Here is a 24,246-nt window from a genome sequence, read left to right as displayed (position 1 = left end):
GTGGAACAGAGCCAGAAGAAAGAAGGTTTAGCCTATGGGAAAGATCGTCAAGGTCTCCGGCCCGCTGGTGGTGGCCACCGGTATGGAGGAGGCCAATATGGCCGACGTGGTCCGTGTGGGCGAACAGCGCCTCATCGGCGAGATCCTCACCATGACTGGAGACTCTGCCTCCATTCAAGTCTATGAGGAGACCTCCGGACTGGGCCCTGGGGCCGAGGTGGTCACCACCGGCGCCCCCCTGTCTGTGGAGCTGGGCCCCGGTCTGGTGGAAAATATTTACGACGGCATCCAGCGCCCCCTGGAGGAAATCATGAAAAAGGTCCAGGGGAACAACCTGCCCCGCGGTGTGGAGGTCCCTGCCCTGGATCGGGAAAAGAAGTGGGAGTTTGTCCCCACAGTCCAACCGGGGGCCCAGGTGGTGGGCGGTGATGTCATCGGCACTGTCCAGGAGACGTCCTCTATCCTCCATAAGATTATGATCCCCCCGAAAATGAAGGGGAAAATCCTGTCCATTCAGTCCGGCACCTTCACCGTTACGGAGACGGTAGCTGTTCTGGAGCGGGAGGACGGCTCCCAGGTGGAGCTGCCTATGATGCAAAAATGGCCCGTCCGTGTGGGCCGGCCCTATAAGCGTAAGTATCCCCCCGTCATTCCCCTCCAATCTGGCCAGCGTATTGTAGATACCTTCTTCCCTGTGGCCAAGGGGGGCACCGCCGCCATCCCCGGCCCATTTGGTTCTGGTAAAACGGTGATGCAGCACGCCCTGGCCAAGTGGTCCGATGTGGACTTGGTGGTCTATATCGGCTGCGGCGAGCGGGGCAACGAGATGACCGACGTGCTCCGGGAGTTTCCCGAACTGGTGGACCCCCGCACTGGAGAGTCCCTGATGAAGCGGACTGTCCTCATCGCCAACACCTCTGATATGCCGGTGGCCGCCCGTGAGGCGTCTATTTATACTGGTATCACTATCGCAGAATACTTCCGGGATATGGGCTACGCCGTGGCCGTCATCGCTGACTCCACCTCCCGCTGGGCCGAGGCTTTGCGTGAGATGTCCGGCCGTCTGGAGGAGATGCCCGGCGAGGAGGGCTACCCAGCCTATCTGTCTTCCCGTCTGGCTCAGTTCTATGAGCGGGCCGGCTCCGTGGCCTGTCTGGGGTCCGATGGGGACCGCCGGGGCAGTCTGACCGCCGTGGGCGCCGTGTCCCCACCGGGCGGCGACCTGTCCGAGCCCGTGTCCCAGGCCACCATGCGTATCGTCAAGGTGTTCTGGGCCCTGGACTCCTCCTTGGCCTATCGCCGCCACTTCCCGGCCATCAACTGGTTGACCTCCCACTCCCTGTATCTGGATTCCCTGAAGCCCTGGTATGACGAAAACCTGGGCAAGGAGTTCCTGCAGAACCGGGAATGGGCCATGGCCATCCTCCAGGAAGAGGCCAGCCTGAACGAGATCGTCCAGCTGGTGGGCAAGGACTCTCTGTCCCCCAAGGACCAGATCACTTTGGAGACTGCCAAGATGATCCGGGAGGACTTCCTCCAGCAGAACTCCTTCGCGGACATCGACTCCTACTCGGAGTATGACCGCCAGGCCCGCCTGCTGGCTATGATCCACCAGTACGACCAGGAGTGCCGGGGCGCGTCAGAGCGGGGAGGCGATTTGAACGCTCTGTTCTCCATCCCCGCACGGGAAAAGATCGGCCGGGCCAAGTCCGTCCCCGCTGATCTGTATAAAGACTCCTACGCCAACCTGTTGGTGGAGATGGAGGAAGAGATCAGCGCCATTGCCGAGAAGGGAGAGGATGCACTGTGATCCGAGAGTATAAGACGATACAGGAGATATCCGGCCCCCTGATGGTGGTGGACCGGGTACAGGGCGTCACCTATGACGAGCTGGGAGAGATCGAACTGACCGACGGCACCGTCCGCCGCTGTCAGGTGTTGGAAGTAAACGGGAATACCGCAGTGGTCCAGCTGTTTGAAAACTCAGCCGGTATCAATCTGGCGGACTCCAAAATCAGGTTCCTGGGACACCCTCTTCAACTGGGGGTGTCCGGAGATATGCTGGGCCGGGTGTTCAACGGCATGGGGGAGCCTATTGACGGCGGCCCAGCCATCCTGGCCGACGAGTATCGGGATATCAACGGTCTGGCCATGAATCCCGCCGCCCGCAACTACCCCAATGAGTTCATTCAGACGGGTATCTCTACCATTGACGGGCTGAACACCCTGGTCCGCGGCCAAAAGCTGCCTATCTTCTCCGGGTCCGGCCTGCCTCACGCCGCTTTGGCGGCCCAAATCGCCCGGCAGGCCAAGGTGCTGGATGGGGAATCCAACTTCGCCGTGGTTTTCGCCGCCATTGGCATCACCTTTGAGGAGTCGGAGTTCTTCGTCCAGGAGTTCCGGCGTACCGGCGCCATCGACCGTACGGTGCTGTTTACCAATCTGGCCAACGACCCGGCAGTGGAGCGTATCGCCACGCCCCGCATGGCCCTGACAGCGGCGGAATATCTGGCCTTTGAGAAGAATATGCACGTACTGGTCATCATGACCGACATCACCAACTATGCCGAGGCGCTACGGGAGGTCTCCGCCGCCAAGAAGGAGGTCCCAGGCCGCCGGGGCTACCCCGGTTACCTGTATACCAACCTGGCGACCCTGTATGAGCGGGCAGGCCGCCAGCTGGGCAAGGAGGGATCCATTACCCTGATCCCTATCCTGACTATGCCGGAGGACGACAAGACCCACCCCATTCCCGACCTGACCGGCTATATTACCGAGGGGCAGATCATTCTTTCCAGGGAGCTGTACCGTAGGGGCATCAATCCCCCGGTGGACGTACTGCCATCCCTGTCCCGTCTGAAGGACAAGGGCACCGGAGCGGGCAAGACCCGGGAGGACCACTCAGGCACCATGAATCAGCTCTTTTCTGCCTACGCCACCGGAAAGGAGAACAAGGAGCTCATGTCCATCCTGGGCGAGGCGGCGTTGAGCCCCACCGACCTGCTCTATGCTAAATTTGCGGATGAATTTGAAAAGCGGTACGTTTCTCAGGGGACAGATGAGAACCGCTCGATTGAGGAGACGCTGGATTTGGGCTGGGAGCTGCTATCTATCCTGCCCCGGAGTGAGTTGAAGCGGATCAAGCCGGAGTATATCGACAAGTATTTGCCCAAGAAGGACTAAGGGGGGAGTGAAATGCCTTCCACGACCATCAATCCCACCCGTATGGAGCTCACCCGGCTCAAGGGCCGGCTAAAGACCGCCCAGCGGGGCCATAAGCTGCTCAAGGATAAGCGAGATGAGCTGATGAAGCAGTTTATGGACGTGATTCGAGAGAATCGTTCCCTGCGCCGCCGGGTGGAGGAGGGGCTTATGCGGGCCCACGGCTCCTTCACTGTGGCCGCGGCTCTGATGTCTCCAGAGATGCTGGAGCAGTCCCTGCTCTACCCCAAGCAGTCTGTGGAGCTGGATATGACCTTCCAGAACATCATGTCAGTGGACGTGCCCAAATATGAATTCCGCACCAGCAGCCAGGACCCAGGGGAGATCTATCCCTATGGCTTTGCCCAGACCAGCGGCGAGCTGGACGACGCGGTGGACGCTATGTCACAGGTGTTCCAGGATATGCTGAAGCTGGCGGAGATCGAAAAGACCTCACAGCTTTTGGCGGAGGAGATCGAGAAGACCCGCCGACGGGTCAACGCTTTGGAGTATGTGAAGATCCCGGAGATGCAGGAAAATATCAAGTATATCACCATGAAGCTGGATGAAAACGAGCGGGCCAACACCATTCGACTGATGAAGGTGAAGGATATGCTTCTGAAGGAGGCCATCGAGGATCGGAGAGCCGAGAACGCTAGAGCCGCAAAGGTTTTCAGGGCTTCAGGTGAGGCACCGCAAGAGGTTTAAGGCGTATGTTTCCTCACTTTGTCAATGGGACAAGATAAAAAAGGAGGCACTGCCCGGAAAATCCAGGGCAGTGCCTCCTTATTATATTTAACCCACTGTTTTAGACGTATGGAGGAATGGCTCCCCTCCATCAATACCCCATATCCAGTCCGGCTTTCCTGCGGCTGCGGAACTCGGCCGCGGCAGTGAACAGCACATCGGAGGAGGAGTTAAGTGCGGTTTCACAGGAGTCCTGAATGACACCGATGATAAAGCCGATGCCGACCACCTGCATGGCTATGTCGCTGGAGATACCGAACATACTGCAGGCCATTGGGATGAGGAGCAGCGAGCCTCCCGCCACACCGGAGGAGCCACAGGCGGCCACAGAGGAAACCAAACTCAGCAGGAGGGCAGTGGGAAAGTCCACAGAGATACCCAGCGTGTTGGCGGCGGCCAGGGTAAGGATGGTGATAGTGATGGCAGCGCCAGCCATGTTAATAGTAGCTCCCAGGGGAATGGAAACGGAGTACTTCTCCTTATCCAGACCCAAGTCTTCACACAGCTTCATATTCACCGGGATATTAGCCGCCGAGCTGCGGGTAAAGAAAGCCATGATGCCGCTGTCCTTCAGACATCGAAAGACCAGGGGATAGGGATTTTTCCGAATAGCCAGGTAGACGATGATGGGGTTGACGACCAGAGCTACCAGGAGCATACAGCCTACTAAGACCAGAATTAGCCGGCCATAATTCAGAAAGGACTCAAAGCCGGTATCGGATACGGTGGTATAGACAAGCCCTAGGATGCCGAAGGGGGCGCAGCTAATGACCCATCGGATTGCGGAGGACAGCATATTGGAGATGTCGCCCAGTACGGTCTTGGTGCCCTCGCCGGCCTCACGCATGGCTAGTCCAAAGACAACGGCCCACAGCAGCACGCCAATATAGTTTGCTTCAGCGATGGCGGAGATGGGGTTGCTTACGGCGCTGTTCAGCAGATTCTGGAGCACGTCAGCGATGCCGCCAGGGGCAGCCTGCTCGGCCTGCTCGGCCAAAATCAGAGTGGATGGAAAGAGAAAGCTGGTCACCACGGCGCACAGCGCGGCCAGAAAGGTGCCAATCAGATAAAAGACGATCACAGCGGACATGTTGCTCTTAGCTCCCTTTTTATGCTGTGAGAGGGAGTGAAGGACGAGGAAAAAGACCAGCAGAGGGGCCAGAGCCTTCAAGGCATTGACGAACAGAGTGCCCAGGATACCGATGACGGAGGCCTGAGGCAGGAGGGCGCCTAGAGCGGCGCCCAGAATAAGTCCCACGATGATCCGTTTGACTAGGCTGATATGGTTCCACTTGTGTAAGAGTTCCATACTTCCGATTCCTTTCTTTGGTGAAGTAAAGGGGAGCGTAACCCTTTACCACAGGGCTGAATAAGGGACCGCTGACCTGCCCTGAAGGGACAGTGGCTGGGCACGAAAATTCAAAAAGAAAGACACGACATATGTCGTGTCTTTCCACTTGGAGCGAGTGACGAGGCTCGAACTCGCTACCTCCACCTTGGCAAGGTGGCGCTCTACCAGATGAGCTACACTCGCAGCGACAAATGGTATTATAACAGAAAACAGAGCGATGTCAACCCCGAAATTTAAATTTTGAAAAAATATAAAAATGTCTTTGTCATGATTGGTTGACAAATTTGCAACAAAATTTAGTTGAGGAAATTATATTGCCTTTTATTCTGTTCATTGTGACCGCCAAAGGCTGCTTAGAGAATTTTCCATTTTTTGATATAATTGGCTTGCTTTTGTGTAAAGGTAAGGAAAATTTTGATGCGTTACCGCATTCATGGGATCAAGTGAGAAGCCGCCGGAAATATCCTGGAATTGACATATTATAGAGAACGTGATATAAAAAATATAATAATTGGCATGAGAAATGCAGGATTTGCCGCTGGGTACAGCAGAATATTTTTGGGATTGAGCCAGAAGCATGGAGAAGTAGGATATGGTACAGTATTTAGAAAAAATCGAAAAGAACAAAAGCTACAGCACGAAAATCTATCAGCAGATCAAATCGCTGATCATTACAGGCAAGCTGAAAGCGGGAAGCAACGTCAACGAACGGGAATTTGCCTCCATGCTGGGGGTGAGCCGGACTCCGCTGCGAGATGCGCTGACCCTTTTGGAGAAGGAAGGCTGGGTGGAGCAGAACGGAAAAATACGCATGGTTGCTCCTCTGTTGTGGCGGAACATTCTGGAACTGCTGGAGATTCGGGAGCCCATCGACATGCTCGGCTTTGAGCTGGCCTTTTATAAATATACACCGGAGGACTTTGCCCACCTGCATGGCATCCTCCAGGAGATGATGGACGTTACCAAGCAGGATCACGGTTCCTATTACAGCATCATGGCGCTGGATACCAGCTTTCACCGCTATATCAATCGAAAATCCGGGAATAGCATCTTATTTACCTTTTCGGAGGAGATCAACGAAAAGGTGACCCGAGCTTCTATCCTTAGCATGAAATACAGTGGAAAGGACGGCAATGCTTTTGCTCAGGAGCACCTTGCCATTCTGAAGTGCATGGAGAGCGGGGACTATGAAAATGCGTGCCGGTACCTGTCGGAACACTACAGCGCATGGAGGCAGCGAATGCTCTCGTTGCCGGGACACCTTGGCTTTGATCCGGCGAATCTGGATACCAAGCTTCAAGAGGAGTTCGTTACAATAGACAAATAATATCGATAATATTTGGATAATATAGAAAATTCGCATGATTTGGGTTGACTTTTTGGTGTACTTGATGTATAAATAGATTGCTATTTTTGGTATGCCAAACGCCAAATGCCAAATACCAAGTGCCAAGATAAGCAGAAATTGGATTAGATGGTGTAGGGGAAAGAAATGTTTCCGCCATCATAATTAATGTAAGAAAGGAGAATCAAAAATGAAACTAAAAAGGAACCTTGCATCCCTGCTTTCTGCCGTCTTGTTGCTCCCAGTGCTGGCCGGTTGCGGAAGCGGGGACTCCGGCAGCAACAACGAGCCCCGGGTATTAAAATTTACCGATCAGAACTCCGCATCCTCCGACGCCGGCATCTGGGAACAGCTTTTTGCCGACAAGGTATATGAGTACACAAAAGGCGAGCTGGAAGTTCAATGCTACTTTGACAACACCCTGTGCGGCTACGATATGCAGCCGCTCCAAGCTGGCATTGTGGACTTCATTCAGTATGTTCCCTCCTCTGCTGGCGACCTGGATCCCAGGCTGGGAGCCTTTGACGCCCCCTATGTCTATCGGGACGCGGCGCACCAGGAGGCGGTGTTCAACCCCTTCACCTCTGAGCCCCTGCGGGCCATTAACGAGGCGCTGGAGGACGACCATGTCATGCTCCTCACCGCCTTCAACTCTGGTGACCGCCAACTGACCTGCAACTTCCCCATTTACGACCTGAGTGATATGAAGGGTGCCAAAATCCGCGTGGTCGCCTCCGACCTCTATCAGGTGCTGTTTGCCAACGCCTTCGGTGCGGCCGCTACGCCAATGGCCTTCAGTGAAGTGGCGACCGCCCTGATTACCAATGTCATTGACGGACAGGAGAATCCTTACTCGACCCTGGTGAGCTCCGCCCTGTATGAAGTTCAGGCCTACTGCATGGAGACCCGCCACCTGCCCACAAACCTGGGTCTGTGGATCAACCGTGAAACCTTTGACAGCCTGACTGAGGATCAGCAACAGGCCGTGATGCAGGCTGCGGTAGATGCCACCCACGAGATGAATCAGCGCATCGTGGAAAAGGAAGAGGGCTACAAACAGATCTGCATCGATGGCGGCATGACGGTCATCACCGAGGAGAACGGTCTGGACTTGGCTAGCTTCCATGAGGCCGCTGAGACAGTCTACGACTATTTTTCCGACGACTGGGGTGACATGATTGAACTGATTCAGAACGTCGAGAGCCAGTAGACGATTCTTCATCCGCACGTCCGTCGGGCATTCCCTGCTAATTTGTACGAAAGGAGATATTGCCATGTCTGCTTTGGGAAAAATCTGGGACGGGTTCCGCAGCCTTGTTAATTCTGTCTGTGGGATCTTCCTTATCGTCGTCATCGCGGCGCTTGACATTCAAGTTCTCTGCCGGTCTTTTCTGGGCTTTTCCACTACATGGAGCGAGGAAGTGGCTATGATGTGCTTTACCGGCCTGATCTTCTGCTATCTCGCTCAGGCGGAGAAGGAGGAGGCGCACCTGCAACTGGAGATTATCTATCAGATCTGGCCCAGAACTAAATTTTGGCTAATGGTAATCGGCAAGGTGATCTGCTGCATGTACTGCGCTTTTGTCATCTACAGCGAATACCTTCTGATTCCGCCCATTTCAAAGCTGACTACCGCTGCCACTCACATTCCCATCGTTGCGATTCATGCGCTGATCGTTCTGGGATCCGCCATGTGGATTATCCAGAATCTAATTAGTATTTCTGCCCTGATCAAAGAGAGGAGGGCTGAGAGAGCGTGAACATGCTGTTGCTGTTGCTTGGCTTTGTGGCCTTGCTGGGGGTCGGCGCCCCCATCGTGGTGGCTATGGGTCTGCCTGCCATCGCATACTATATCCTGACCGACACGTCGCTGGCACTGGTGGGCTACTCTTTTTATCAGTCCTGTATGTCCTTTTCCCTGCTGGCGGTTCCAGCCTTCATCCTTATGGGCAATCTGGTCAGCGAGCTGGGAGAGACCACCCGCGGCTTTGATTTTGCCCGGGCGCTGGCAAAGGGAAAACGGGGTTACTCCTCCCGCGTAGCGGTTGTGTTGAGCCTAATCTTTGCTGGTATGTCCGGCGCGGCCATCGCTGGTGTGTGCGGCTTGGGCCCTATCTTCGTGGATTCTATGGAGGAGGAGGGCTACGAGCGGGAATACGGCGCGGCGCTGACTATCGCGTCTTCCACCGTAGGTCCCATTTTCCCGCCCAGCATTCCACTGGTGCTTTACGCCACTGTGGCTCAGATTTCCAGCGTGAAATCCCTTCTGGGCGGCGTAGTTCCCGCCATTGTGATGTCTGCCAGCCTGTTTATCTATGTCCTACTGGTGGACAAGAGAAAGCTGGTCAACCCGCCCAAGCCTTCCGTCACGAAGAAGGACGAGCGGCCGCTGGGGATCCTGTTCCTGCGTGCCCTTCCCATCATGATGGCTCCCGTTCTGATTCTGATTACTATGCTCTCCGGTATATTCAGCCCCGGCGAGACCGGCGGTATGGCGGTCTTGTATATGCTGATCCTGGGCTTGTGTCATCACTCCCTCACCTGGAGAGGCTTCCTCAACTGTGTAAAGGAAACCTGCAAGTCTGTGGCATCAATTATGGTCATCATGACGGCTGGCGGCATCTTCACCAAGGCGCTGATGTTGGAGCAGTTGCCAGAAAAAATCATGTCCCTGATGGGCCCCATCGCCCATATGCCCATGGTGGTCATCATCATGATCAACATTATCTTGCTGATTATGGGTATGTTCATGGAGAGCAACTGTGCGCTGATCCTCACCGCTCCCATCGTATTGCAGATCACCGCCAGCTTTGGCATGGACCCCGTCTACATCGGCGTGATGATGGTTATGAACCTGATGATCGGCCTAAGCACTCCGCCTTTTGGCCTGTGCATCTATGCGGTCGCCCGGGTGGCCAACGTGCCCTCTGAAAAGGTCATCAAAAGCGTGGTGCCCATGTATATCCCACTAGGCATCGCCCTGATTCTGACAACATTTTTCCCAGCTCTGTCCACCTTTGTCCCCAATACCGTGATGGCGATGCTGGGGGCATGATGGGGACGGCCGCGCCGTCCTTCCCGACTTTCCCCGAACCAGAAAACATATATCAAAAATTTGAAAAGGAGTATCACAACTATGACACAAGAAGAACTGTTTCAACTGGCACTGACCACTGACCCGGCCCAAATTGGGCACAGTGTCCAGGGCGGATATATGACCGGCATCTTCCCAATCAGCGACCACTTGAAGGTAATCGGTCCTGCCTTTACCATCCGTTTGCCCGGTACAGACAACGCCATGCTGTATTATGCGATGAAGCAGGCCCCAAAGGGCTCCGTTATCGTGATTGACCGAATGGGGGATAAGCGGATTGCCTGTCTGGGAGAGATGGTCGCCCGTTCCGCTAAGGTGCTAGGTATGGCCGGCATTGTGGTGGACGGCCCCAACACGGATACCCGCGCCATCCGCGAGATGGACTTCCCCGTCTTTTCCACTGGCCGCGCCTGCGTAACCAACACCTTTAAAGGGCTGGATGGAGAATATGGCATTCCTGTGAACTGTGGCGGCTGCGTAGTCCGCCCCGGCGACATCGTCTACGGTGACCTAGACGGCGTCGTCTGTGCCCCTGCGGACCAGTTCGAGGAGCTGGTCCTGCACGCCAAGCAGCAGGACGAGAACGAGGTTCTCTGGCGGCAGAATTTTGAGGCCGGTGGCTATGTCGACAAGTTCATCAATCTGGAAAAGCTTGTCAAGATTGGCGCCCAGGGCGCGATTGCGGACCTATGTAAGGTTGACAAGTAATCATCTGCCATGAATTGCAAGAAGGAGGCACCAGAAATGAAGCGGCAGAGCACCTTTGTCCTGGCCCAACTGGCGTCAGACGGAGATCCCACAGTCAATTTTGAGAAGGCTAAAAGGGCGGTTGCCGAGGCAAACGAGAAGTACAAGCCGGATCTGATGGTATTCCCCGAGTGTTTTATGAGCTACTTTTCAGACCACCCGCCCCGTGCGGTATCGCTGGCGACTGCCCAGCATCTGGATGGCGCCTTTGTCACCGGTATGCGTGAGCTGGCCAGGCAGTACGGGCACTGGATCATCTTTGGCATGAACGAGGCGGTGGAGGACCCTGAAGATGACCGCAATTACAATACCATTGTGGTAGTGGACGACAGCGGCGAAATTGTATCCTGCTACCGCAAAACTCATCTGTATGACGCCTTTGGGTATAAGGAATCTGATAACATGAAACCAGGCGACAAATTTTTTGAGCCCATTGACACGCCGTTCGGTAGGATCGGGTTGTTTGTCTGCTATGAGGTCCGGTTCCCTGAAGTAGCCCGTTATCAGCGTTCCAGGGGCGCGGACATTATTATCATGCCAACCGCCTGGGTGCGCGGCGATCTGAAAAGCCAGCATTTCAATACATTGATCGCCGCCCGGGCGATTGAGAATACGGTCTATATGGTGGCCTGCGACAACTGCGGCCCAATGTTCATCGGGGAAAGCGTTGTTATGGACCCGATGGGCGTCACTATAGCAGCCGCTGGCGAGGAGGAAGGGCTGATGTGTGCCCATATCGACCTAGACCGTGTGGAGCGCGTGCGCGCCAAGCTTCCCGCCTATAAAGACCGCCGCCCCGAACTCTATACCATCTGACCCAACCATCCGTATACAAAGGCGGAACCTAAAGTCTTTTGATCATCGTAATATGGCCCTTTGAATATTCAGTTTGGGAAACGTGCTGCGCTAGGTTTCCCAAACTGTTTATTTTATTGGGACGAAAAATCGCAAGAAGAAGCCGAAATGACACACTTGCTTTCCGGGCTTATGCTTGGCCTTTCTGATCATCAGCGTAGCTGATTCATTCTGAGTGAGGAGCTTACAATGGGATTTTTGACTGGCAGTTGGTTGCTACTGTCAGAGGCTTCGTGGTGCTTACCCCTGTGATGGCCCAGTCCATGAGCCCGGTTAGTACCTCCTTGTTACACACATTTAGATTCCTCGGAAATCTTCTGACTAACGATTCCGGCAGAGAGGTGTTCCTTGGAAAAGTAGTGAGTCGCCTAACCGCAACAGGGGCCAGTATGTTGCGTTCCGGTGGGCTTCTGATGCCGGATACGAGTCCTACCCGCAGTTAAATCTGGGATGAAAGAAGTACTGTTCTGTCATCGGACAGGAAAACAGCATGGATAGACCAGCCAATTAACCTTTTAATAGACACATCTGGCATAGTGTAGATGCCCAGTAAAACGAACAGTAAAAAAAGGCCCCTGATGTAGGAAAATAGACTACATCAGGGGGTATTGCTATAAGAAAACGGAATTATACACATATGCAGGAATGTTACCTGCAATAGAAGCGATGGTCCAGGCAGGGAAGACGAAACGAAAAATAAATGAACACTTTGGCTTCAAAGATAATGAATGGAGAAAAAATCAAGGAATGTCTCAGTATATTCCTGGTGACAAAACAGTAGTGAGCCGAAAATGTATTAATATGATGGAATGCCATGAGCACATGCCAAAGATTTGTACATAAGGCGAAGCAGAATGGTAACATGAGAAAAGGAAGGTACACATTCTTGATGTATCTCCCCTGCTCTTTCCCTGGTATGTCAAGTCTCATTCAATCATCGTAAATTCGTGGTAAAATAGTTGCTTTTTACTTGATGAACAGTCCCTAAATACTGTATTTATGAGATTATCAAATTTACTATATTACTATATTTGATTTTGCAATCGTTAATGGGGGACCCTCAGCGCGGCAGAATATCCTCTGGGTCCCAGAGATATCCCCTTTGCTCCATCTCCGCGCTGGACAACAGGGAGAAGCCGTGCTCGCCATATTGGGACAGGTCCAGGTGGTACTGGCTCTCCGGGAGTTGAATGACATTCCAAAAATGGGGGGCGCCGTCCAACGAGCCCTCAATCACCTGACAGGAAATATCCAGCCGGTTATAGACCATAGCTGCCGCCAGGGCGAGCCCCTGGTCGTCGGCCCCCCTCTCCAGCAGGGCATGGTAGGCGGTGGACCCACCCTCTGGATTATATCCGCCGGCGGCATGGATGGCCTGGGCGGCTGCAGGGAGTAATTCCTCCGTAGTGAAGAACTGAGATTGGAGAATCGCCGTCATTTTTTGAACGGTCTGGTCTAGAACTTCCCTGCGGTGAACCAGCTCCTGCTCGTCCAGGTGGTAGTGCAGGCTGATCTCCACCACGCGCTGACTGCCGCTGTCTGGATAGAAGGCCACCGTGGCCTCAGGGAGATCCAGGGCGGTAGCCGGCGTAGCAAAATAGGCTTCCCGGACCAGATCCAAAATGTAGGCCTCATCCCCGTCAAAATAGCTAAGGCGAAGCACAGATTCTGGAGCGAAGGACGCCAGACTCTCCTCCAGTTCGCCACGGATGGCGGCAGCCCCGGTGGCCGAAACGATGGAGGCCACCTGTTCTTTGGTACGGCGATAGATAATCTGGACCTGGGCCTCGGAGTAGGTGACGATAGAGTCCACGCTGTGTTTGATGTACTCCACGGCATAGGCGCCCAAGGGGTCCTCCTGAACCACCTCACGGCAGGCATCCTCCAGGTCTTTGGCCACATCCTCAGAGTCGATATACAGACGGATGGTGCCGTTCTCCGCCCCGGTGCTGACCATGTAGATGAGCACATTGACCAGCTCCTGATAGCTGTCCGCCCGTAGAATGGAGGTATCCCCTTCTGTGGTAGGAGCCGCGTTGTGGGTCGTGATGTCCAGATACTCCCGGTCCAGCATGGAGGAGCACCCGGACAACAGCAGGGCGGCAGAGATGGCCAGACAGGCCAGAGATCGTTGCTTCATCAGTACACAGCCTTTCTTTGGCGGCCGGTTTTACATACCGAGCTCCTGGCCGATCAGTATGACCTCCATATGGGGATGGTTTAGGGGCGGCGCCCACAGGACAGTGAGGACCCGGCAGATTCGATCCGGGCTCTGGCAATCATAGCAGCGGTCGGCCTTCACCGCGCATGGGGTCCTTCTGCCCATACTCTGTGCCCTCTTGGGGGCCGCTACATTCCTAGCCCGCCACAGAGCGGAGTCCAAATCAGGGGCGATTTTATTGGTCCCTGCCACAAAGTAGACCTCCTGGTGTCCAAAGGCGGTAGAGGCTACCCGGTTCCCGTTTCCGTCAATGTTGATGAGCTCCCCGGTTTCTGCCACCGCGTTGACAGAGGTGAGGTACACCTGGGTGGACATGGCGTCCGTCAGGTCGCCCCCCTCCCAGTGCCAGACAACTTGGTTATGAGAGGACAGCTTGGGGTATAGCTCCATGCTTTTCAATGTCATGGAGCCGCCAAAGGCCACTGTTTTGCCGTTGATCCTGCTGTCCAGATAGTCGGCCGCCTCTTGCGGGGTATCAAAGTACCGGACGATGTAGCCCTTTTTTTCCAAATTCGCGGTCAGCTTTTTTAAATCTGTCATCGCAATATTCCTTCCTTTTTCTATATTTCATTTGGATGATAGAGCCGGAAGCCGTGGCCCAGGACCTCATGGGCATCACAGACGATCAGGAAGGCTTCGGGGTCCAGCTCCTTTACCGTCTGTTTGATGGCCACGATCTGCCGCTGCTTGAAGGCGCACATGAGTACCTGCTTCTCCTCGCCGCTCCAGGCGCCCTGACCATGGAGGACGGTCACCCCGCGCTCCAGCTGGTGGACGAGACCGTCCAATACGGGGCTGGACTTTTCAGTAATGATATAGGCGACCTTGGCGCTGTCCATGCCATAGAGTACCTTGTCGATTACTACGGTAGACAGGTAGAGGGAGATGATGCCATACAGGGCACTGTTCAGGCTGCGGAAGGCCAGAGCCACCGCCGCGATGACTGCCAGGTCCACCGCCATCAGCAGCCGACCCATGGGCAGGTGACCGAAGGGCAGCTTCAAGAGCCGGGCAATCAGGTCCGTGCCTCCAGTGGTGGCCCCCTGGAGCAGAATGATGCCTAGGGACAGGCCTATTAGGACACCGCCGAAGACACTGGCCAACATAGGGTCCATGGGCTGGAATGAGTGGATAGCAGCCACGATGTCCACGCCCAGGGAGGTGGCGGCCATGGCGAAGAGAGAGGACAGCAACAGACGGCCGCCCAGGTACTTCCAGCTCAGAAGAAACAGGGGGATGTTCAGCGCTATGACCGCAATACCGATTGGGATAGCCGGGACTGCAGCGTTGATGATCTGGCCGAGACCAGTGATGCCGCCTAGACTGATTTGGTTGGGGACATAGCACCAATTGAAGCCAAAAGAGAAAATGGCGGAGGCAGCGACGATCCAGAAACAGCTTTTTATCGCGGAACCAAGTCCTTTTTTACCCATTCAGATACCTCGTTTGGATTCAGATGAGCTGGATCACAGCAGCGTCAACTGCTCCTCGCCCCGGTCCTCCTCCTTGAGCAAGGCGCCGGAGACAGGCAGGGAGCGGGCACGATACCGGGCGGCATTGACGATGGCAGTGCGATCCAGCGGCAGCACTTTCTCCACCCGGTATTTGGGCTTCAGCGTCATGACATTGACGCCCTGGGTGCTCCTGGTGGTCTTGGGGTTTAGGCTGGCGGTGTGGAAGACCACACACCGCCCCTCGGTGGAGATCACCGCCGCCTCAAAGTCCTCGATGAGCAGGAAGGCAGCCACCAGGGGGGACTTGTCGGAATAGGCGCCTGTGAGCTTCTTGCGGCGGGTCTGAGTTTGATAGGCGGACAGCTCCACCCGCGCGGCCTTGCCGTTTTCGAAGAAGAACAGTAGCTGGCCGGAGTAGTCCCCTGGAATACAGGCCCAGACTGCCCGCTCCTCCGGGTCCATCCCCAGCTTGGTGGGAAGATAGTCCCCTAACACGCTGGCCTTGGTGTCATCAAAGTCGGACAGGCGGGTCTTGTAGCACTGCTGCCGGTCAGTAAAGACCAGCAGCTCGTCCCGGTTGGAGGCCTCCCATTGGAGATATGGGCCGTCCCCTTCCTTGTATTTCTGCTCGCTGGACATCCGCAGGGACTGGGGAGTGATCTTCTTCAGATAGCCCTCCTGAGAGAAGAACAGGTGGACGGGGTAGTCAGGGATCTCCTCCTCCACCGCCATCACCTCATCTGCCTCATGGTCAAAGACGATGTCGGTCCGCCGAGGGACAGCGTACTTTTTCTTTACCTCCTCCAGCTCCCCAATGATGAGAGTCTGGATCCGCTTGGGGGAGTTGACAGTGTCCTCCAGGTCGGCGATCTCGTCAGAGAGTGTGTCCACCTCCTGGGTGCGTTTGAGGATGTACTCCTTGTTGATGTTACGCAGACGGATATCGGCCACATACTCCGCCTGTACCTGGTCGATGCCAAAGCCGATCATCAGGTTTGGGACGACCTCGGCGTCCTCCTCGGTGTCCCGGATGATCTGAATAGCCCGGTCGATATCCAAAAGGATACGCCGCAGACCCTTCAACAGATGCAGCTTCTCCTTTTTCTTGTTCATGGCGTAGTATACACGACGGCGGACCGAGTCCATGCGCCAGGCGGTCCACTCCTCCAGGATCTCCCGCACCCCCATGACCCGTGGCATCCCGGCGATGAGGATATTGAAGTTGCAGGACTGGCTGTCCAGCAGGGGGGTGAAGCGGAACAGCTTGGCCATCAGCTTGTCCGGATCAGCTCCCCGCTTTAAATCGATAGTCAGCTTTAGTCCGGACAGGTCGGTTTCGTCCCGCATATCGGCGATCTCCTTCACCTTACCGGCCTTGACCAGCTCGGTGACCTTGTCCATGATGGCCTCTGAGGTGGTGGAGTAGGGAATTTCGTAAATTTCGATCAGGTTCTCCGCCTTGTTATAGCGCCATTTGGACCTCACCTTAAAGGAGCCCCGGCCAGTGCGGTAGATCTCACCCAGAGCCGCCTCGTCATAGAGCAGCTCACCCCCCGTAGGCAGGTCAGGGGCTTTCAGGGTGGACATGATATCGTGGTCCGGGTTTTTCAAAAAGGCGATGGTGGTGTCGCACACCTCGCCCAGATTGAAGCCGCACAGGTTGGAGGCCATACCCACGGCGATGCCCTGGTTAGCGGAAACCAGCACGTTGGGGAAGGTAGTGGGGAGCAGGGTGGGCTCCTTCAGCTTCCCGTCATAGTTGTCCACAAAATCCACGGTGTCCTGGTCAATGTCCCGGAACAGCTCGGCGCAGATGGGGTCCAGCCGCACCTCGGTATACCGGCTGGCGGCCCAGGCCATATCCCGGGAGTAGACCTTGCCGAAGTTGCCCTTGCTGTCCACCAGGGGGTGGAGCAGGGCTCCATAGCCCCTGGATAGGCGGACCATGGTGTCATAGATGGCCGCATCCCCGTGGGGATTCAACTTCATCGTCTGCCCCACCACGTTGGCGCTCTTGGTCCGGGCACCGCCCAGCAGATGCATCTGGTACATGGTGTACAGCAGCTTCCGGTGGGAGGGCTTGAAGCCGTCGATCTCCGGGATGGCACGGGATACGATGACAGACATGGCGTAGGGCATATAGTTGACTTCCAAAGTCTGAGTGATGGGCTGTTCCAACACCTCGGCCCGCAGACCCATGACGTTGGGATTATTTACTTTTTTTGCCCCCTCATCGGGGACTTTCTTTTTCGCCATTGGTATCAGTCCTATCTTACACTCTTGTTAAGAGGATATTGTGATTGGGAGCTGGAACGCTTCCCGGCCGCCTGCCGCACTGGGATCAGGCTGGCCAGACAGAGGAGAAAAAAGCTCAAAATTTGAGCCAATAGAATAAGATCCTGATCAAACCGAAGGATGTTCCACAGAAGAAACCCCAGGGGGGCCAGGGCAGCGTTGGTCAGAAACAGGATGCCAAGTACCCGGCACCAGCGCCGCCGTACATCCTCGGGCACAGCTTGGGCGGCCTGGGTGGCGGGGAGGCGCTGTGAAACTAGACAGTGGTGACCAAGCAGAGCGGAAGCAGCTGTGATACAGCCGTCCAGGACAGGCAGCATGGGAAACCCGTCCCAGAAAACGAGAAAAGGAAAGAGTCCGGCGGCCAGAGCGACGACCAGGAAGTGGGACGAACGGTTCATCGTTTATCTGCCTCCTTTGGCGTGTATCTCAAGCCAAAGGGGGTGGCGGCTAGACCGCCTTTGCCTGTTTCCCGCAGGGTGTGTGGGAGGGACTGGCCCACCTCACGCATAGCGTCCAGCACTTGGTCGGGAGGCACCCGGCTCTCAATACCCGCCAGGGCCATCTGGGCGGCAGACAGGGCATCCATAGCCCCGATGACGTTGCGCTTAACACAAGGGACCTCCACCAGCCCGCCCACCGGATCACATACTAGTCCCAGCAGGTTCTTCACCGCCATGGCGCAGGCGTTTGCCATCTGCTCCGGGGTACCGCCCTGGAGGTGGACCAGGGCGGGGGCGGCCATGGCGGCCGCGGAACCGATCTCTGCCTGACAGCCACCCTCCGCTCCGGAGATGGAGGCCCGGGCGGCGATGACCATGCCAAAGCCGGAGGCCACATACAGAGCCTCTACCAGCCTGTCCGCTCCCGCTTGAAACTGTCTGGCATAGGGGAGTAGAACAGCGGGCAGCACCCCACAGGCCCCGGCGGTGGGGGCGGCCACGATGCGCTTCATACAGGCGTTGCACTCCCCCATACGCAGGGCTCCGGCCATTACCTCAGACAGGAAGGGGCCGCAGAGGGGTTTGCCTGCCCGAATATAGCGGGCCATTTTGCCCCCGTCGCCGCCGGACAGTCCGCTGTGGGAGCGGTCCGTTTCCTGATAGCTTCTGTCCGCGTCCTCCATGGCCTGAAGCATGGCGGCCATTTTGTCCCAGGACTGTTGTGGGGAGATGCCCTGACGCTGACAGTCTGCCTGACGGATTGCGTCCCAGAGAGGGAGACCGGAAGAACTGGTCTCCTCCAGCATCTGTTGGATAGAAGTAAACTCGATCATTGACGTTCCTCCGACTCAGGCGTATATCGGGTGACCCGCAGGATACCGGGCAGCGCGCGGACCGCCTGGGCAGCCTCCTTAGGAATGGGCTGGTCGCATTCGATGACCATGACTGCGCTACCACCCCGCCCACCCCGGTTGAGCTGAAGGGTGGCCACGTTGATGCCCCGCTGTGCCAGCGCTCCGGTGACTTGGCTGACGCAGCCGGGCTGGTCGGAGTTGTGGACCACCAGGGTAGGCAGGGCCCCGGTAAAGGAGGTGTCCAGCCCGTCCACCTGGAACACCAGGATGCGGCCGCCGCCGGGGGAGGAGGCACCTACTTCCAGTTGTCCCCCCTGGTCCCCCTCCAGACGGATCAGGACGCTGTTGGGGTGGACGTCCCGGAGGTCCCGGGTGGAGAAGGTGAAGGACAGGCCCCGCTCCTCCGCCAAGGCAAAGCTGCCCGGCACTCGGTCGTCGTCCGGGGACAGCCCCAGCAGGCCGGCGATGAGGGCCTGGTGGGTGCCGTGCCCCTCGCCGGTAGAGGCGAAGGAGCCGTGGAGAAACAGCTCGGCCCTCACGGGCTCCTGACCTAACAGTGACCGTGCCATCCGCCCGATGCGTACCGCTCCGGCGGTGTGGGAGCTGGAGGGGCCCACCATGACAGGCCCCAGGATGTCAAACAGGTTCATAGATGATTCCTCCGCTATGAGGTGGCGTGGGAAAGACAGAACAGAATAAGAAGCGGGGTAGATGTTTCGGAAAGAGCCGGAATAAAATACCCAAGCCGTTTAGAAAGACGGCGGCGGTTTTCTGGAGTGTCATCCGCCGTTCTTCGCCAGATATATGCCGCCATTGTTCAAAATAGCAGGGTGCTTGAACAGCGGTGTCAGCTTTGGATAATAGGATGCCCAATAGGAGCAGCCAGATACAAATGATGGCAGCACTCAATGGGATTGCCTCATTTTCTGATACTGCGCCCGCCTCCGCATATCCAGAAAGGCTTAGGAGATATCCGCCAGCTCCAAATATTTATGCCCATTGTCCGCAATGTGACTTTTCCGGCCCGCCAGGTCGTCGCCCAACAGCAGATCAAAGATATAGGCGGTGCGCTCCACATCTTCGGGCATGACCTTGATAAGCCGCCTGGTCTCTGGGTTCATGGTGGTCAGCCACATCATGTCAGGCTCGTTCTCGCCAAGGCCCTTGGAACGCTGGACTTCGCACTTTTTCCCCTCCAAAGAGGCCACAATGTCATTTTTCTCCTTGTCAGAATAGGCAAACCAGGTTTTTTCCTTACATGTGATCTCGTACAGGGGAGATTCGGCGATGTACACATACCCCTCCTGGATGAGGGTGGGGGTGAGGCGGTACAGCATGGTAAGGATCAGGGTCCTGATCTGGAAGCCATCCACATCGGCATCGGTACAGATGACGACCTTGTTCCATCGCAGGGCAGACAGGTCAAAGGCCGCCATGTCCTTGGCGTGCCTGTCCTTTACCTCCACGCCGCAGCCCAGCACCTTCAGCAGGTCGGTGATAATCTCACTTTTGAAGATCTTGCCATAGTCGGCTTTCAGGCAGTTGAGGATCTTGCCCCGGACCGGCATGATCCCCTGATACTCGGCGTCCCGGCTCATCTTGACGCTGCCCATGGCGGAGTCGCCCTCCACGATATACAGCTCCCGCTTGGAGATGTCCTTGGTGCGGCAGTCCACGAATTTCTGTACTCGGTTGGCCAGGTCCATGGTGCCGGTCAGCTTCTTTTTGATGTTCAGCCGGGTCTTTTCCGCGTTCTCTCGGGCCCGCTTGTTGATAAGCACCTGTTCACCGATCTTCTGGGCCTCCTGAGGGTTTTCAATGAAGTAGACCTCCAGCTGGGACCGGAGAAAGTCGGTCATGGCCTCCTGGACAAATTTGTTGTTGATAGCTTTCTTGGTCTGGTTTTCGTAGCTGGTCTGGGTAGAGAAGTCATTGGAGACCAGTACCAGGGCGTCCTGGATGTCGTTAAAGGTGATCTTGCTCTCACTCTTGGTATATTTGTTCTGCCCCTTCAGCCAGCCGTCGATAGCGGAGACAAAGGCGGAGCGCACCGCCTTGTCCGGGGAGCCGCCGTACTCCAGCCAGGAGGAGTTGTGGTAATGCTCGATGACCTGGACCCGATTGGAAAAACAGAAGGACACGGACAGCTTCACCTTGTACTCCGGCTTGTCAGCCCGGTCCCGGCCTTTTCGCTCCGTCTGCCAGAACACAGGCTGGGTCAGTGCATCCTCCCCCACCAGCTCTGACACATAGTCCTGGATTCCGTTGTCATATCGGAAGTCGGTAGTCTCGAACCTGCTGCCCACCTGGTTTTTGAAGCGGAAGGTGACGCCGGCGTTGACCACCGCCTGACGCTTCATGGTGTCCAGATAGTAGTCCACGGGAACATTGATGTCGGTGAACACCTCCAGGTCGGGCTTCCAGCGGAAGGTGGAGCCGGTCTTCCGGCCCCGGTCAGTGGGCTCCTTTTTCAGCCCGCCAATATTTTCCCCCTTTTCAAAGTGGAGGGTGTATTTGAAGCCGTCCCGCCAGATGACAGCGTCAAAATATTCGCTGGCGTACTGAGTGGCGCAGGCGCCCAGGCCATTGAGGCCCAGGGAATATTCATAGTTGTCCCCGTCAAGGTTGTTGTATTTGCCGCCGGCATACAGCTCGCAGAAGACCAGCTCCCAGTTGAACTTCTGCTCTGTCTCGTTCCAGTCCACCGGGCAGCCCCGGCCCTGGTCCTCCACCTGGATCGAGCCGTCCTCAAACCGGGTGACCGTGATAAGGTCGCCGTGGCCCTCCCGGGCCTCGTCGATGGCGTTGGACATGATTTCAAAAACGGCGTGCTCGCAGCCCTCCAGCCCATCGGAGCCAAAGATAACACTGGGGCGTTTACGCACCCGGTCGGCCCCCTTCAGGGAGGAAATGGATTGGTTGCCGTAACTGTTATTTTTCTGGGCCATAGTATTCTGTTCCTCACATTTCAAAGCCCGCCGGTTGTGCCGGCGTCTGGGATTTCATTTTTATAGAAAAGGGCGCAATCATACACTATATATAATATTACCAAAAATTGCGGTGGAAAGTCAAGGAAAGGGGAGGTCATCCTGTGCTCCGGGTGCATAAAGGACATAAGAACGCCAAAGACTGTGAGAAAGGGGGATGGGTATGGAGTGTTTTCAGGTCATCGAGTCGGGAGAGGGCATCGAAGGACGTATCTTGCGAGCCCTCTCGCGGAGAGGCGGTATGACAGAGCGGTATGCGGCGCTGGAGCACCCGGCCCTGCTGGTGGTATCACCCCAGGCGGCGGCCGAAGGCGCCGAGCTCCCAGGCGCCTGTCGGACCATCCTGCTGCCAGGGGACGCGGGAAGGATGCTGGAGGGGCTTCGGGCGGCGAGCGCGGTGAGCTATGGAAGCTCGCCCCGGGACAGCCTGACCATTTCCAGCCGGGAGGGGGACAGGCTGTGGGCTGCCCTCCAGCGGGAACTGGTGACCCTGGGCGGCCAGGTGGTGGAGCGGCAGGAGTTTCCGCTGCCTCTGGGACCAGACGGGAGAGCTATGTCCGACCTGGCGGTGGCCGGTGCGCTGCTGCTGCTGGGCGTGCCTCCGGAAGAACTAGAGGGAGAGGATCGGGGCGAGCGGCTCTGACGCAATTTTTTCTTTTGCCAAACAAACCCAGCCAAAATTCTGCATATCTGACCTGTTCCAGCAGATACTATGCCTGTCACAGTAAATTGAACCGCAGGAGGCAAAATCATAGATGAAAGCGACTGGAATCGTGCGCCGGATCGACGACCTGGGCCGCGTTGTCATACCCAAGGAGATCCGCCGCACCATGAGGATCCGCGAAGGCGATCCGCTGGAGATCTACACAGATAAGGATGGCGGAGTGATCTTCAAAAAATACTCCCTGATGGGCGGGCTGGTGGACTTTGCTGGCCAGCTGTGTGAGACCTTGAACCGGACCACGGGCCGGGTGACAGTCATCACCGACCGGGACAGCTGTATCGCGGTAGCCGGGGCACCCAAGCGCGAGCTGATGGAAAAGCAGGTATCCTCTGAACTGGAACGGCTCATGGAGGGGCGGCAGATCTACCAGCACAAGGGGGGAGAGGCGCCGCTGCCCCTGTGTACCGGAGAAGATAAATTCTGCCTGGACACCGTGGCCCCCATCCTTTCAGAGGGGGACGTGCTGGGCAGCGTAGTATTTGTCGGCCGGCCGGAGGAGCTGGAGGGCGGCGAGGTGGAATACAAGCTGGCCCAATCCATCGCCGGCTTCCTTGGCCGCCATATGGAGGGATAAGGAAAACCGGGAGCGAGAAGCTCCCGGTTTTTTGCGCCTGTCTGATAGAAAAAGAGGGGTTACAACCCGGCCCGGAAGAAATTCAGAGCGTTTTGGTACATGATCTTCTGGACCAGAGTGGGGGGGATGCGCCGTCCGGTCAGATAGTCCCACAGTCCCGCCGCCTTAATGGGACTGTCCAGACAGGGGGGCAGGTCGGCTCCGTCGAAGTCGGAGCCTAGAGCCAGACAGTTCTCCGCGCCAAGGTCCAGAAAGTGGGCCGCATGGCGGTACAGATCTTCCAGGCCGGCGGGGCAGCCGTCAGAGCGAAGGAAGGGGGAGTAGTAGTTCAGCCCGATCAGACACCCGCGGGCGGCCATCTCCCTGATCTGCCAGTCAGTGAGGTTGCGCCGGTGACCGCACACCGACCGGGCGTTGGAGTGGCTGGCCACAAAGGGCTTTTCCGAAATATCCAGCAGGTCTTCAAAGCCCTGGTCGTTCAGATGGGAAACATCCACCAGAATGCCCTGCCGCTCCAACTCCTGAACGGCGGCCTTCCCAAAGGAGGACAGGCCCCGGTCCGTCTCATGGCCGGAGCCCAGCTCGTTTTCTCCGTTCCAGGTGAGGGTCATCATCCGCACTCCGTCCCGGGCCAGCCGCTCTATGCGCTCCAGCCGTCCACCCAGGGCTGCTCCATTCTCCACAGTGAGGATAACCGCCGCCTTTCCACAGTCCCAAGCCTGACAGATATCGTCGGCGGTGCGGCAGGAAAGGACTTGGGAGGACAGGCAGCCCATCTGGCGGATAAAACTGCGCTGGTGGAAGGCGTAGTAGCCCTCGGCCTCCTTTGGGGTCAGACCGTCGGGGATAAAGATGGCGCAGCACTGGCACCAGCTTACCCCCTGGGGAATCTTGGACAGGGCAAAGGAGGAGAGGGGGTCGTCCAGCGTGTCCCGGCAGCGGGTGGGGTCCATAAACGCGGTGAGAGTGTCACAGTGAAGGTCGAACACGGCAGAAGCGGGCATGGGGAACCTCCTTTTGTTTTTTTCATTCTATGCGTGGGACCTGGAGTTATTCTGCTTAGAAACCCGCTTGGGGTTGGAGGGGAACCAGCCCTTAGCCACCCGTTTTTCCTGCTGCTTCAGCTCCAAGATGCTCCAAAGACAGCTGCACCCCAGCACCCCCAGGGCAGAGGCACCTATGGAGTTGTCTACCAGCAGACTGCACCCAAGAAAAACCAGTCCGGCCAACAGAAAGAAGGGCCAACATCGGGCGGACCAGTGGTACTCGGCACGAATGACAATAGGGTGGAACAGGCCGATACAGGCAAAGCACAATACAGCGGTGATGATACCTTCCAGATTCATATCGATCG

General features: G+C 56.5%; 22 protein-coding genes and 1 tRNA gene. 11 read left to right on the top strand and 12 right to left on the bottom strand.

Features of this window, described 5'->3' with window-relative positions; all coding sequences use genetic code 11:
• Positions 1 to 34: 34 nt before the first annotated feature.
• The 3 genes from H8S11_RS07580 to H8S11_RS07570 are packed head-to-tail and all read left to right on the top strand — an operon-like array spanning position 35 to position 3,909.
• Complete coding sequence (locus H8S11_RS07580) at positions 35 to 1,810, top strand: V-type ATP synthase subunit A (protein WP_186852725.1); 1,776 nt, start codon at positions 35 to 37, stop codon at positions 1,808 to 1,810.
• Positions 1,807 to 3,183: a V-type ATP synthase subunit B gene (locus H8S11_RS07575; RefSeq protein ID WP_147570698.1), complete on the top strand. Its 1,377-nt coding sequence runs from the start codon at positions 1,807 to 1,809 to the stop codon at positions 3,181 to 3,183. The genes H8S11_RS07580 and H8S11_RS07575 overlap by 4 nt, the downstream gene beginning before the upstream one ends.
• Positions 3,184 to 3,195: 12 nt before the next feature.
• Complete coding sequence (locus H8S11_RS07570; protein WP_147570697.1) at positions 3,196 to 3,909, top strand: V-type ATP synthase subunit D; 714 nt, start codon at positions 3,196 to 3,198, stop codon at positions 3,907 to 3,909.
• 130 nt (positions 3,910 to 4,039) lie between these two features.
• Here H8S11_RS07570 and sstT read toward each other — a convergent pair whose 3' ends face one another.
• The gene (gene sstT / locus H8S11_RS07565; protein ID WP_186852724.1) at positions 4,040 to 5,257 is read right to left on the bottom strand and encodes a serine/threonine transporter SstT; all 1,218 of its coding nucleotides are present in this window, start codon (positions 5,255 to 5,257) and stop codon (positions 4,040 to 4,042) included.
• 149 nt (positions 5,258 to 5,406) lie between these two features.
• Positions 5,407 to 5,482 (bottom strand) — tRNA-Gly (locus tag H8S11_RS07560).
• Positions 5,483 to 5,891: 409 nt separating this feature from the next.
• Between H8S11_RS07560 and H8S11_RS07555 the strand changes: the two genes are divergently transcribed.
• From H8S11_RS07555 to H8S11_RS07530, 6 genes are all read left to right on the top strand, one after another.
• The gene (locus H8S11_RS07555) at positions 5,892 to 6,626 is read left to right on the top strand and encodes a GntR family transcriptional regulator (protein ID WP_186852723.1); all 735 of its coding nucleotides are present in this window, start codon (positions 5,892 to 5,894) and stop codon (positions 6,624 to 6,626) included.
• A 208-nt stretch (positions 6,627 to 6,834) separates the two neighbouring features.
• Positions 6,835 to 7,854 (top strand): TRAP transporter substrate-binding protein, encoded by a 1,020-nt coding sequence (locus tag H8S11_RS07550; RefSeq protein ID WP_186852722.1) that lies wholly within the window; start codon positions 6,835 to 6,837, stop codon positions 7,852 to 7,854.
• Between the two features lie 73 nt (positions 7,855 to 7,927).
• A complete protein-coding gene (locus H8S11_RS07545; RefSeq protein WP_366460922.1) occupies positions 7,928 to 8,404 on the top strand; it encodes a TRAP transporter small permease in 477 nt (158 codons plus the stop codon).
• 2 nt (positions 8,405 to 8,406) lie between these two features.
• Positions 8,407 to 9,699 (top strand): TRAP transporter large permease, encoded by a 1,293-nt coding sequence (locus H8S11_RS07540; RefSeq protein ID WP_207721954.1) that lies wholly within the window; start codon positions 8,407 to 8,409, stop codon positions 9,697 to 9,699.
• Between the two features lie 81 nt (positions 9,700 to 9,780).
• Positions 9,781 to 10,446: an RraA family protein gene (locus tag H8S11_RS07535; protein WP_186852719.1), complete on the top strand. Its 666-nt coding sequence runs from the start codon at positions 9,781 to 9,783 to the stop codon at positions 10,444 to 10,446.
• A 36-nt stretch (positions 10,447 to 10,482) separates the two neighbouring features.
• Positions 10,483 to 11,301 (top strand): carbon-nitrogen hydrolase family protein, encoded by an 819-nt coding sequence (locus H8S11_RS07530; RefSeq protein ID WP_186852718.1) that lies wholly within the window; start codon positions 10,483 to 10,485, stop codon positions 11,299 to 11,301.
• A 1,099-nt stretch (positions 11,302 to 12,400) separates the two neighbouring features.
• Here H8S11_RS07530 and H8S11_RS07525 read toward each other — a convergent pair.
• From H8S11_RS07525 to H8S11_RS07490, 8 genes are all read right to left on the bottom strand, one after another.
• The gene (locus tag H8S11_RS07525) at positions 12,401 to 13,480 is read right to left on the bottom strand and encodes a hypothetical protein (RefSeq protein WP_186852717.1); all 1,080 of its coding nucleotides are present in this window, start codon (positions 13,478 to 13,480) and stop codon (positions 12,401 to 12,403) included.
• A gap of 30 nt (positions 13,481 to 13,510) precedes the next feature.
• Positions 13,511 to 14,101: a lactate utilization protein gene (locus tag H8S11_RS07520; protein WP_147570694.1), complete on the bottom strand. Its 591-nt coding sequence runs from the start codon at positions 14,099 to 14,101 to the stop codon at positions 13,511 to 13,513.
• Positions 14,102 to 14,121: 20 nt separating this feature from the next.
• A complete protein-coding gene (locus H8S11_RS07515) occupies positions 14,122 to 14,994 on the bottom strand; it encodes a YitT family protein (RefSeq protein ID WP_186852716.1) in 873 nt (290 codons plus the stop codon).
• Between the two features lie 33 nt (positions 14,995 to 15,027).
• Entirely contained in the window at positions 15,028 to 17,271 is a 2,244-nt protein-coding gene (locus H8S11_RS07510; protein ID WP_186852715.1) for a DNA gyrase subunit A, read from the bottom strand.
• 11 nt (positions 17,272 to 17,282) lie between these two features.
• Positions 17,283 to 17,711: a hypothetical protein gene (locus H8S11_RS07505; RefSeq protein WP_186852714.1), complete on the bottom strand. Its 429-nt coding sequence runs from the start codon at positions 17,709 to 17,711 to the stop codon at positions 17,283 to 17,285.
• On the bottom strand, positions 17,708 to 18,583 hold the full coding sequence (gene sdaAA, locus H8S11_RS07500) for an L-serine ammonia-lyase, iron-sulfur-dependent, subunit alpha (protein ID WP_366460984.1): 876 nt from the start codon (positions 18,581 to 18,583) through the stop codon (positions 17,708 to 17,710). Before sdaAA ends, H8S11_RS07505 begins: the two co-directional genes overlap by 4 nt.
• The gene (sdaAB, locus tag H8S11_RS07495; RefSeq protein WP_147570690.1) at positions 18,583 to 19,257 is read right to left on the bottom strand and encodes an L-serine ammonia-lyase, iron-sulfur-dependent subunit beta; all 675 of its coding nucleotides are present in this window, start codon (positions 19,255 to 19,257) and stop codon (positions 18,583 to 18,585) included. Before sdaAB ends, sdaAA begins: the two co-directional genes overlap by 1 nt.
• A 312-nt stretch (positions 19,258 to 19,569) precedes the next feature.
• Complete coding sequence (locus tag H8S11_RS07490) at positions 19,570 to 21,555, bottom strand: DNA gyrase/topoisomerase IV subunit B (protein ID WP_186852712.1); 1,986 nt, start codon at positions 21,553 to 21,555, stop codon at positions 19,570 to 19,572.
• Positions 21,556 to 21,757: 202 nt separating this feature from the next.
• Between H8S11_RS07490 and H8S11_RS07485 the strand changes: the two genes are divergently transcribed.
• On the top strand, positions 21,758 to 22,237 hold the full coding sequence (locus H8S11_RS07485) for a hypothetical protein (protein WP_147570688.1): 480 nt from the start codon (positions 21,758 to 21,760) through the stop codon (positions 22,235 to 22,237).
• Between the two features lie 112 nt (positions 22,238 to 22,349).
• The gene (locus tag H8S11_RS07480) at positions 22,350 to 22,892 is read left to right on the top strand and encodes a stage V sporulation T C-terminal domain-containing protein (RefSeq protein WP_186852711.1); all 543 of its coding nucleotides are present in this window, start codon (positions 22,350 to 22,352) and stop codon (positions 22,890 to 22,892) included.
• Positions 22,893 to 22,951: 59 nt separating this feature from the next.
• Here H8S11_RS07480 and H8S11_RS07475 read toward each other — a convergent pair whose 3' ends face one another.
• Both H8S11_RS07475 and H8S11_RS07470 read right to left on the bottom strand, forming a co-directional pair.
• The gene (locus tag H8S11_RS07475) at positions 22,952 to 23,896 is read right to left on the bottom strand and encodes a dipeptidase (protein WP_186852710.1); all 945 of its coding nucleotides are present in this window, start codon (positions 23,894 to 23,896) and stop codon (positions 22,952 to 22,954) included.
• A gap of 27 nt (positions 23,897 to 23,923) precedes the next feature.
• Positions 23,924 to 24,238 carry a DUF4491 family protein gene (locus H8S11_RS07470; RefSeq protein ID WP_147570671.1) on the bottom strand — a complete coding sequence of 105 codons (315 nt, stop codon included), beginning with the start codon at positions 24,236 to 24,238 and terminating at the stop codon, positions 23,924 to 23,926.
• Positions 24,239 to 24,246 lie beyond the last annotated feature (8 nt).

Source organism: Flintibacter hominis, assembly GCF_014287965.1.
Lineage (GTDB): Bacteria > Bacillota > Clostridia > Oscillospirales > Oscillospiraceae > Lawsonibacter > Lawsonibacter aceti.
The sequence above is the reverse complement of the archived record's forward strand: the minus strand, read 5'-3'. Positions and strand labels throughout refer to the sequence as shown.

Coding starts and splice junctions, on each gene's coding strand:
- H8S11_RS07550 (WP_186852722.1), top strand. CDS start 6,835: ATGAAACTAAAAAGGAACCTTGCATCCCTGCTTTCTGCCGTCTTGTTG.
- H8S11_RS07480 (WP_186852711.1), top strand. CDS start 22,350: ATGAAAGCGACTGGAATCGTGCGCCGGATCGACGACCTGGGCCGCGTT.
- H8S11_RS07510 (WP_186852715.1), bottom strand. CDS start 17,271: ATGGCGAAAAAGAAAGTCCCCGATGAGGGGGCAAAAAAAGTAAATAAT.
- H8S11_RS07555 (WP_186852723.1), top strand. CDS start 5,892: ATGGTACAGTATTTAGAAAAAATCGAAAAGAACAAAAGCTACAGCACG.
- H8S11_RS07505 (WP_186852714.1), bottom strand. CDS start 17,711: ATGAACCGTTCGTCCCACTTCCTGGTCGTCGCTCTGGCCGCCGGACTC.
- H8S11_RS07475 (WP_186852710.1), bottom strand. CDS start 23,896: ATGCCCGCTTCTGCCGTGTTCGACCTTCACTGTGACACTCTCACCGCG.
- H8S11_RS07530 (WP_186852718.1), top strand. CDS start 10,483: ATGAAGCGGCAGAGCACCTTTGTCCTGGCCCAACTGGCGTCAGACGGA.
- sdaAB (WP_147570690.1), bottom strand. CDS start 19,257: ATGAACCTGTTTGACATCCTGGGGCCTGTCATGGTGGGCCCCTCCAGC.
- sstT (WP_186852724.1), bottom strand. CDS start 5,257: ATGGAACTCTTACACAAGTGGAACCATATCAGCCTAGTCAAACGGATC.
- H8S11_RS07525 (WP_186852717.1), bottom strand. CDS start 13,480: ATGAAGCAACGATCTCTGGCCTGTCTGGCCATCTCTGCCGCCCTGCTG.
- H8S11_RS07540 (WP_207721954.1), top strand. CDS start 8,407: ATGCTGTTGCTGTTGCTTGGCTTTGTGGCCTTGCTGGGGGTCGGCGCC.
- H8S11_RS07570 (WP_147570697.1), top strand. CDS start 3,196: ATGCCTTCCACGACCATCAATCCCACCCGTATGGAGCTCACCCGGCTC.
- H8S11_RS07520 (WP_147570694.1), bottom strand. CDS start 14,101: ATGACAGATTTAAAAAAGCTGACCGCGAATTTGGAAAAAAAGGGCTAC.
- H8S11_RS07490 (WP_186852712.1), bottom strand. CDS start 21,555: ATGGCCCAGAAAAATAACAGTTACGGCAACCAATCCATTTCCTCCCTG.
- H8S11_RS07470 (WP_147570671.1), bottom strand. CDS start 24,238: ATGAATCTGGAAGGTATCATCACCGCTGTATTGTGCTTTGCCTGTATC.
- H8S11_RS07580 (WP_186852725.1), top strand. CDS start 35: ATGGGAAAGATCGTCAAGGTCTCCGGCCCGCTGGTGGTGGCCACCGGT.
- H8S11_RS07515 (WP_186852716.1), bottom strand. CDS start 14,994: ATGGGTAAAAAAGGACTTGGTTCCGCGATAAAAAGCTGTTTCTGGATC.
- H8S11_RS07535 (WP_186852719.1), top strand. CDS start 9,781: ATGACACAAGAAGAACTGTTTCAACTGGCACTGACCACTGACCCGGCC.
- H8S11_RS07485 (WP_147570688.1), top strand. CDS start 21,758: ATGGAGTGTTTTCAGGTCATCGAGTCGGGAGAGGGCATCGAAGGACGT.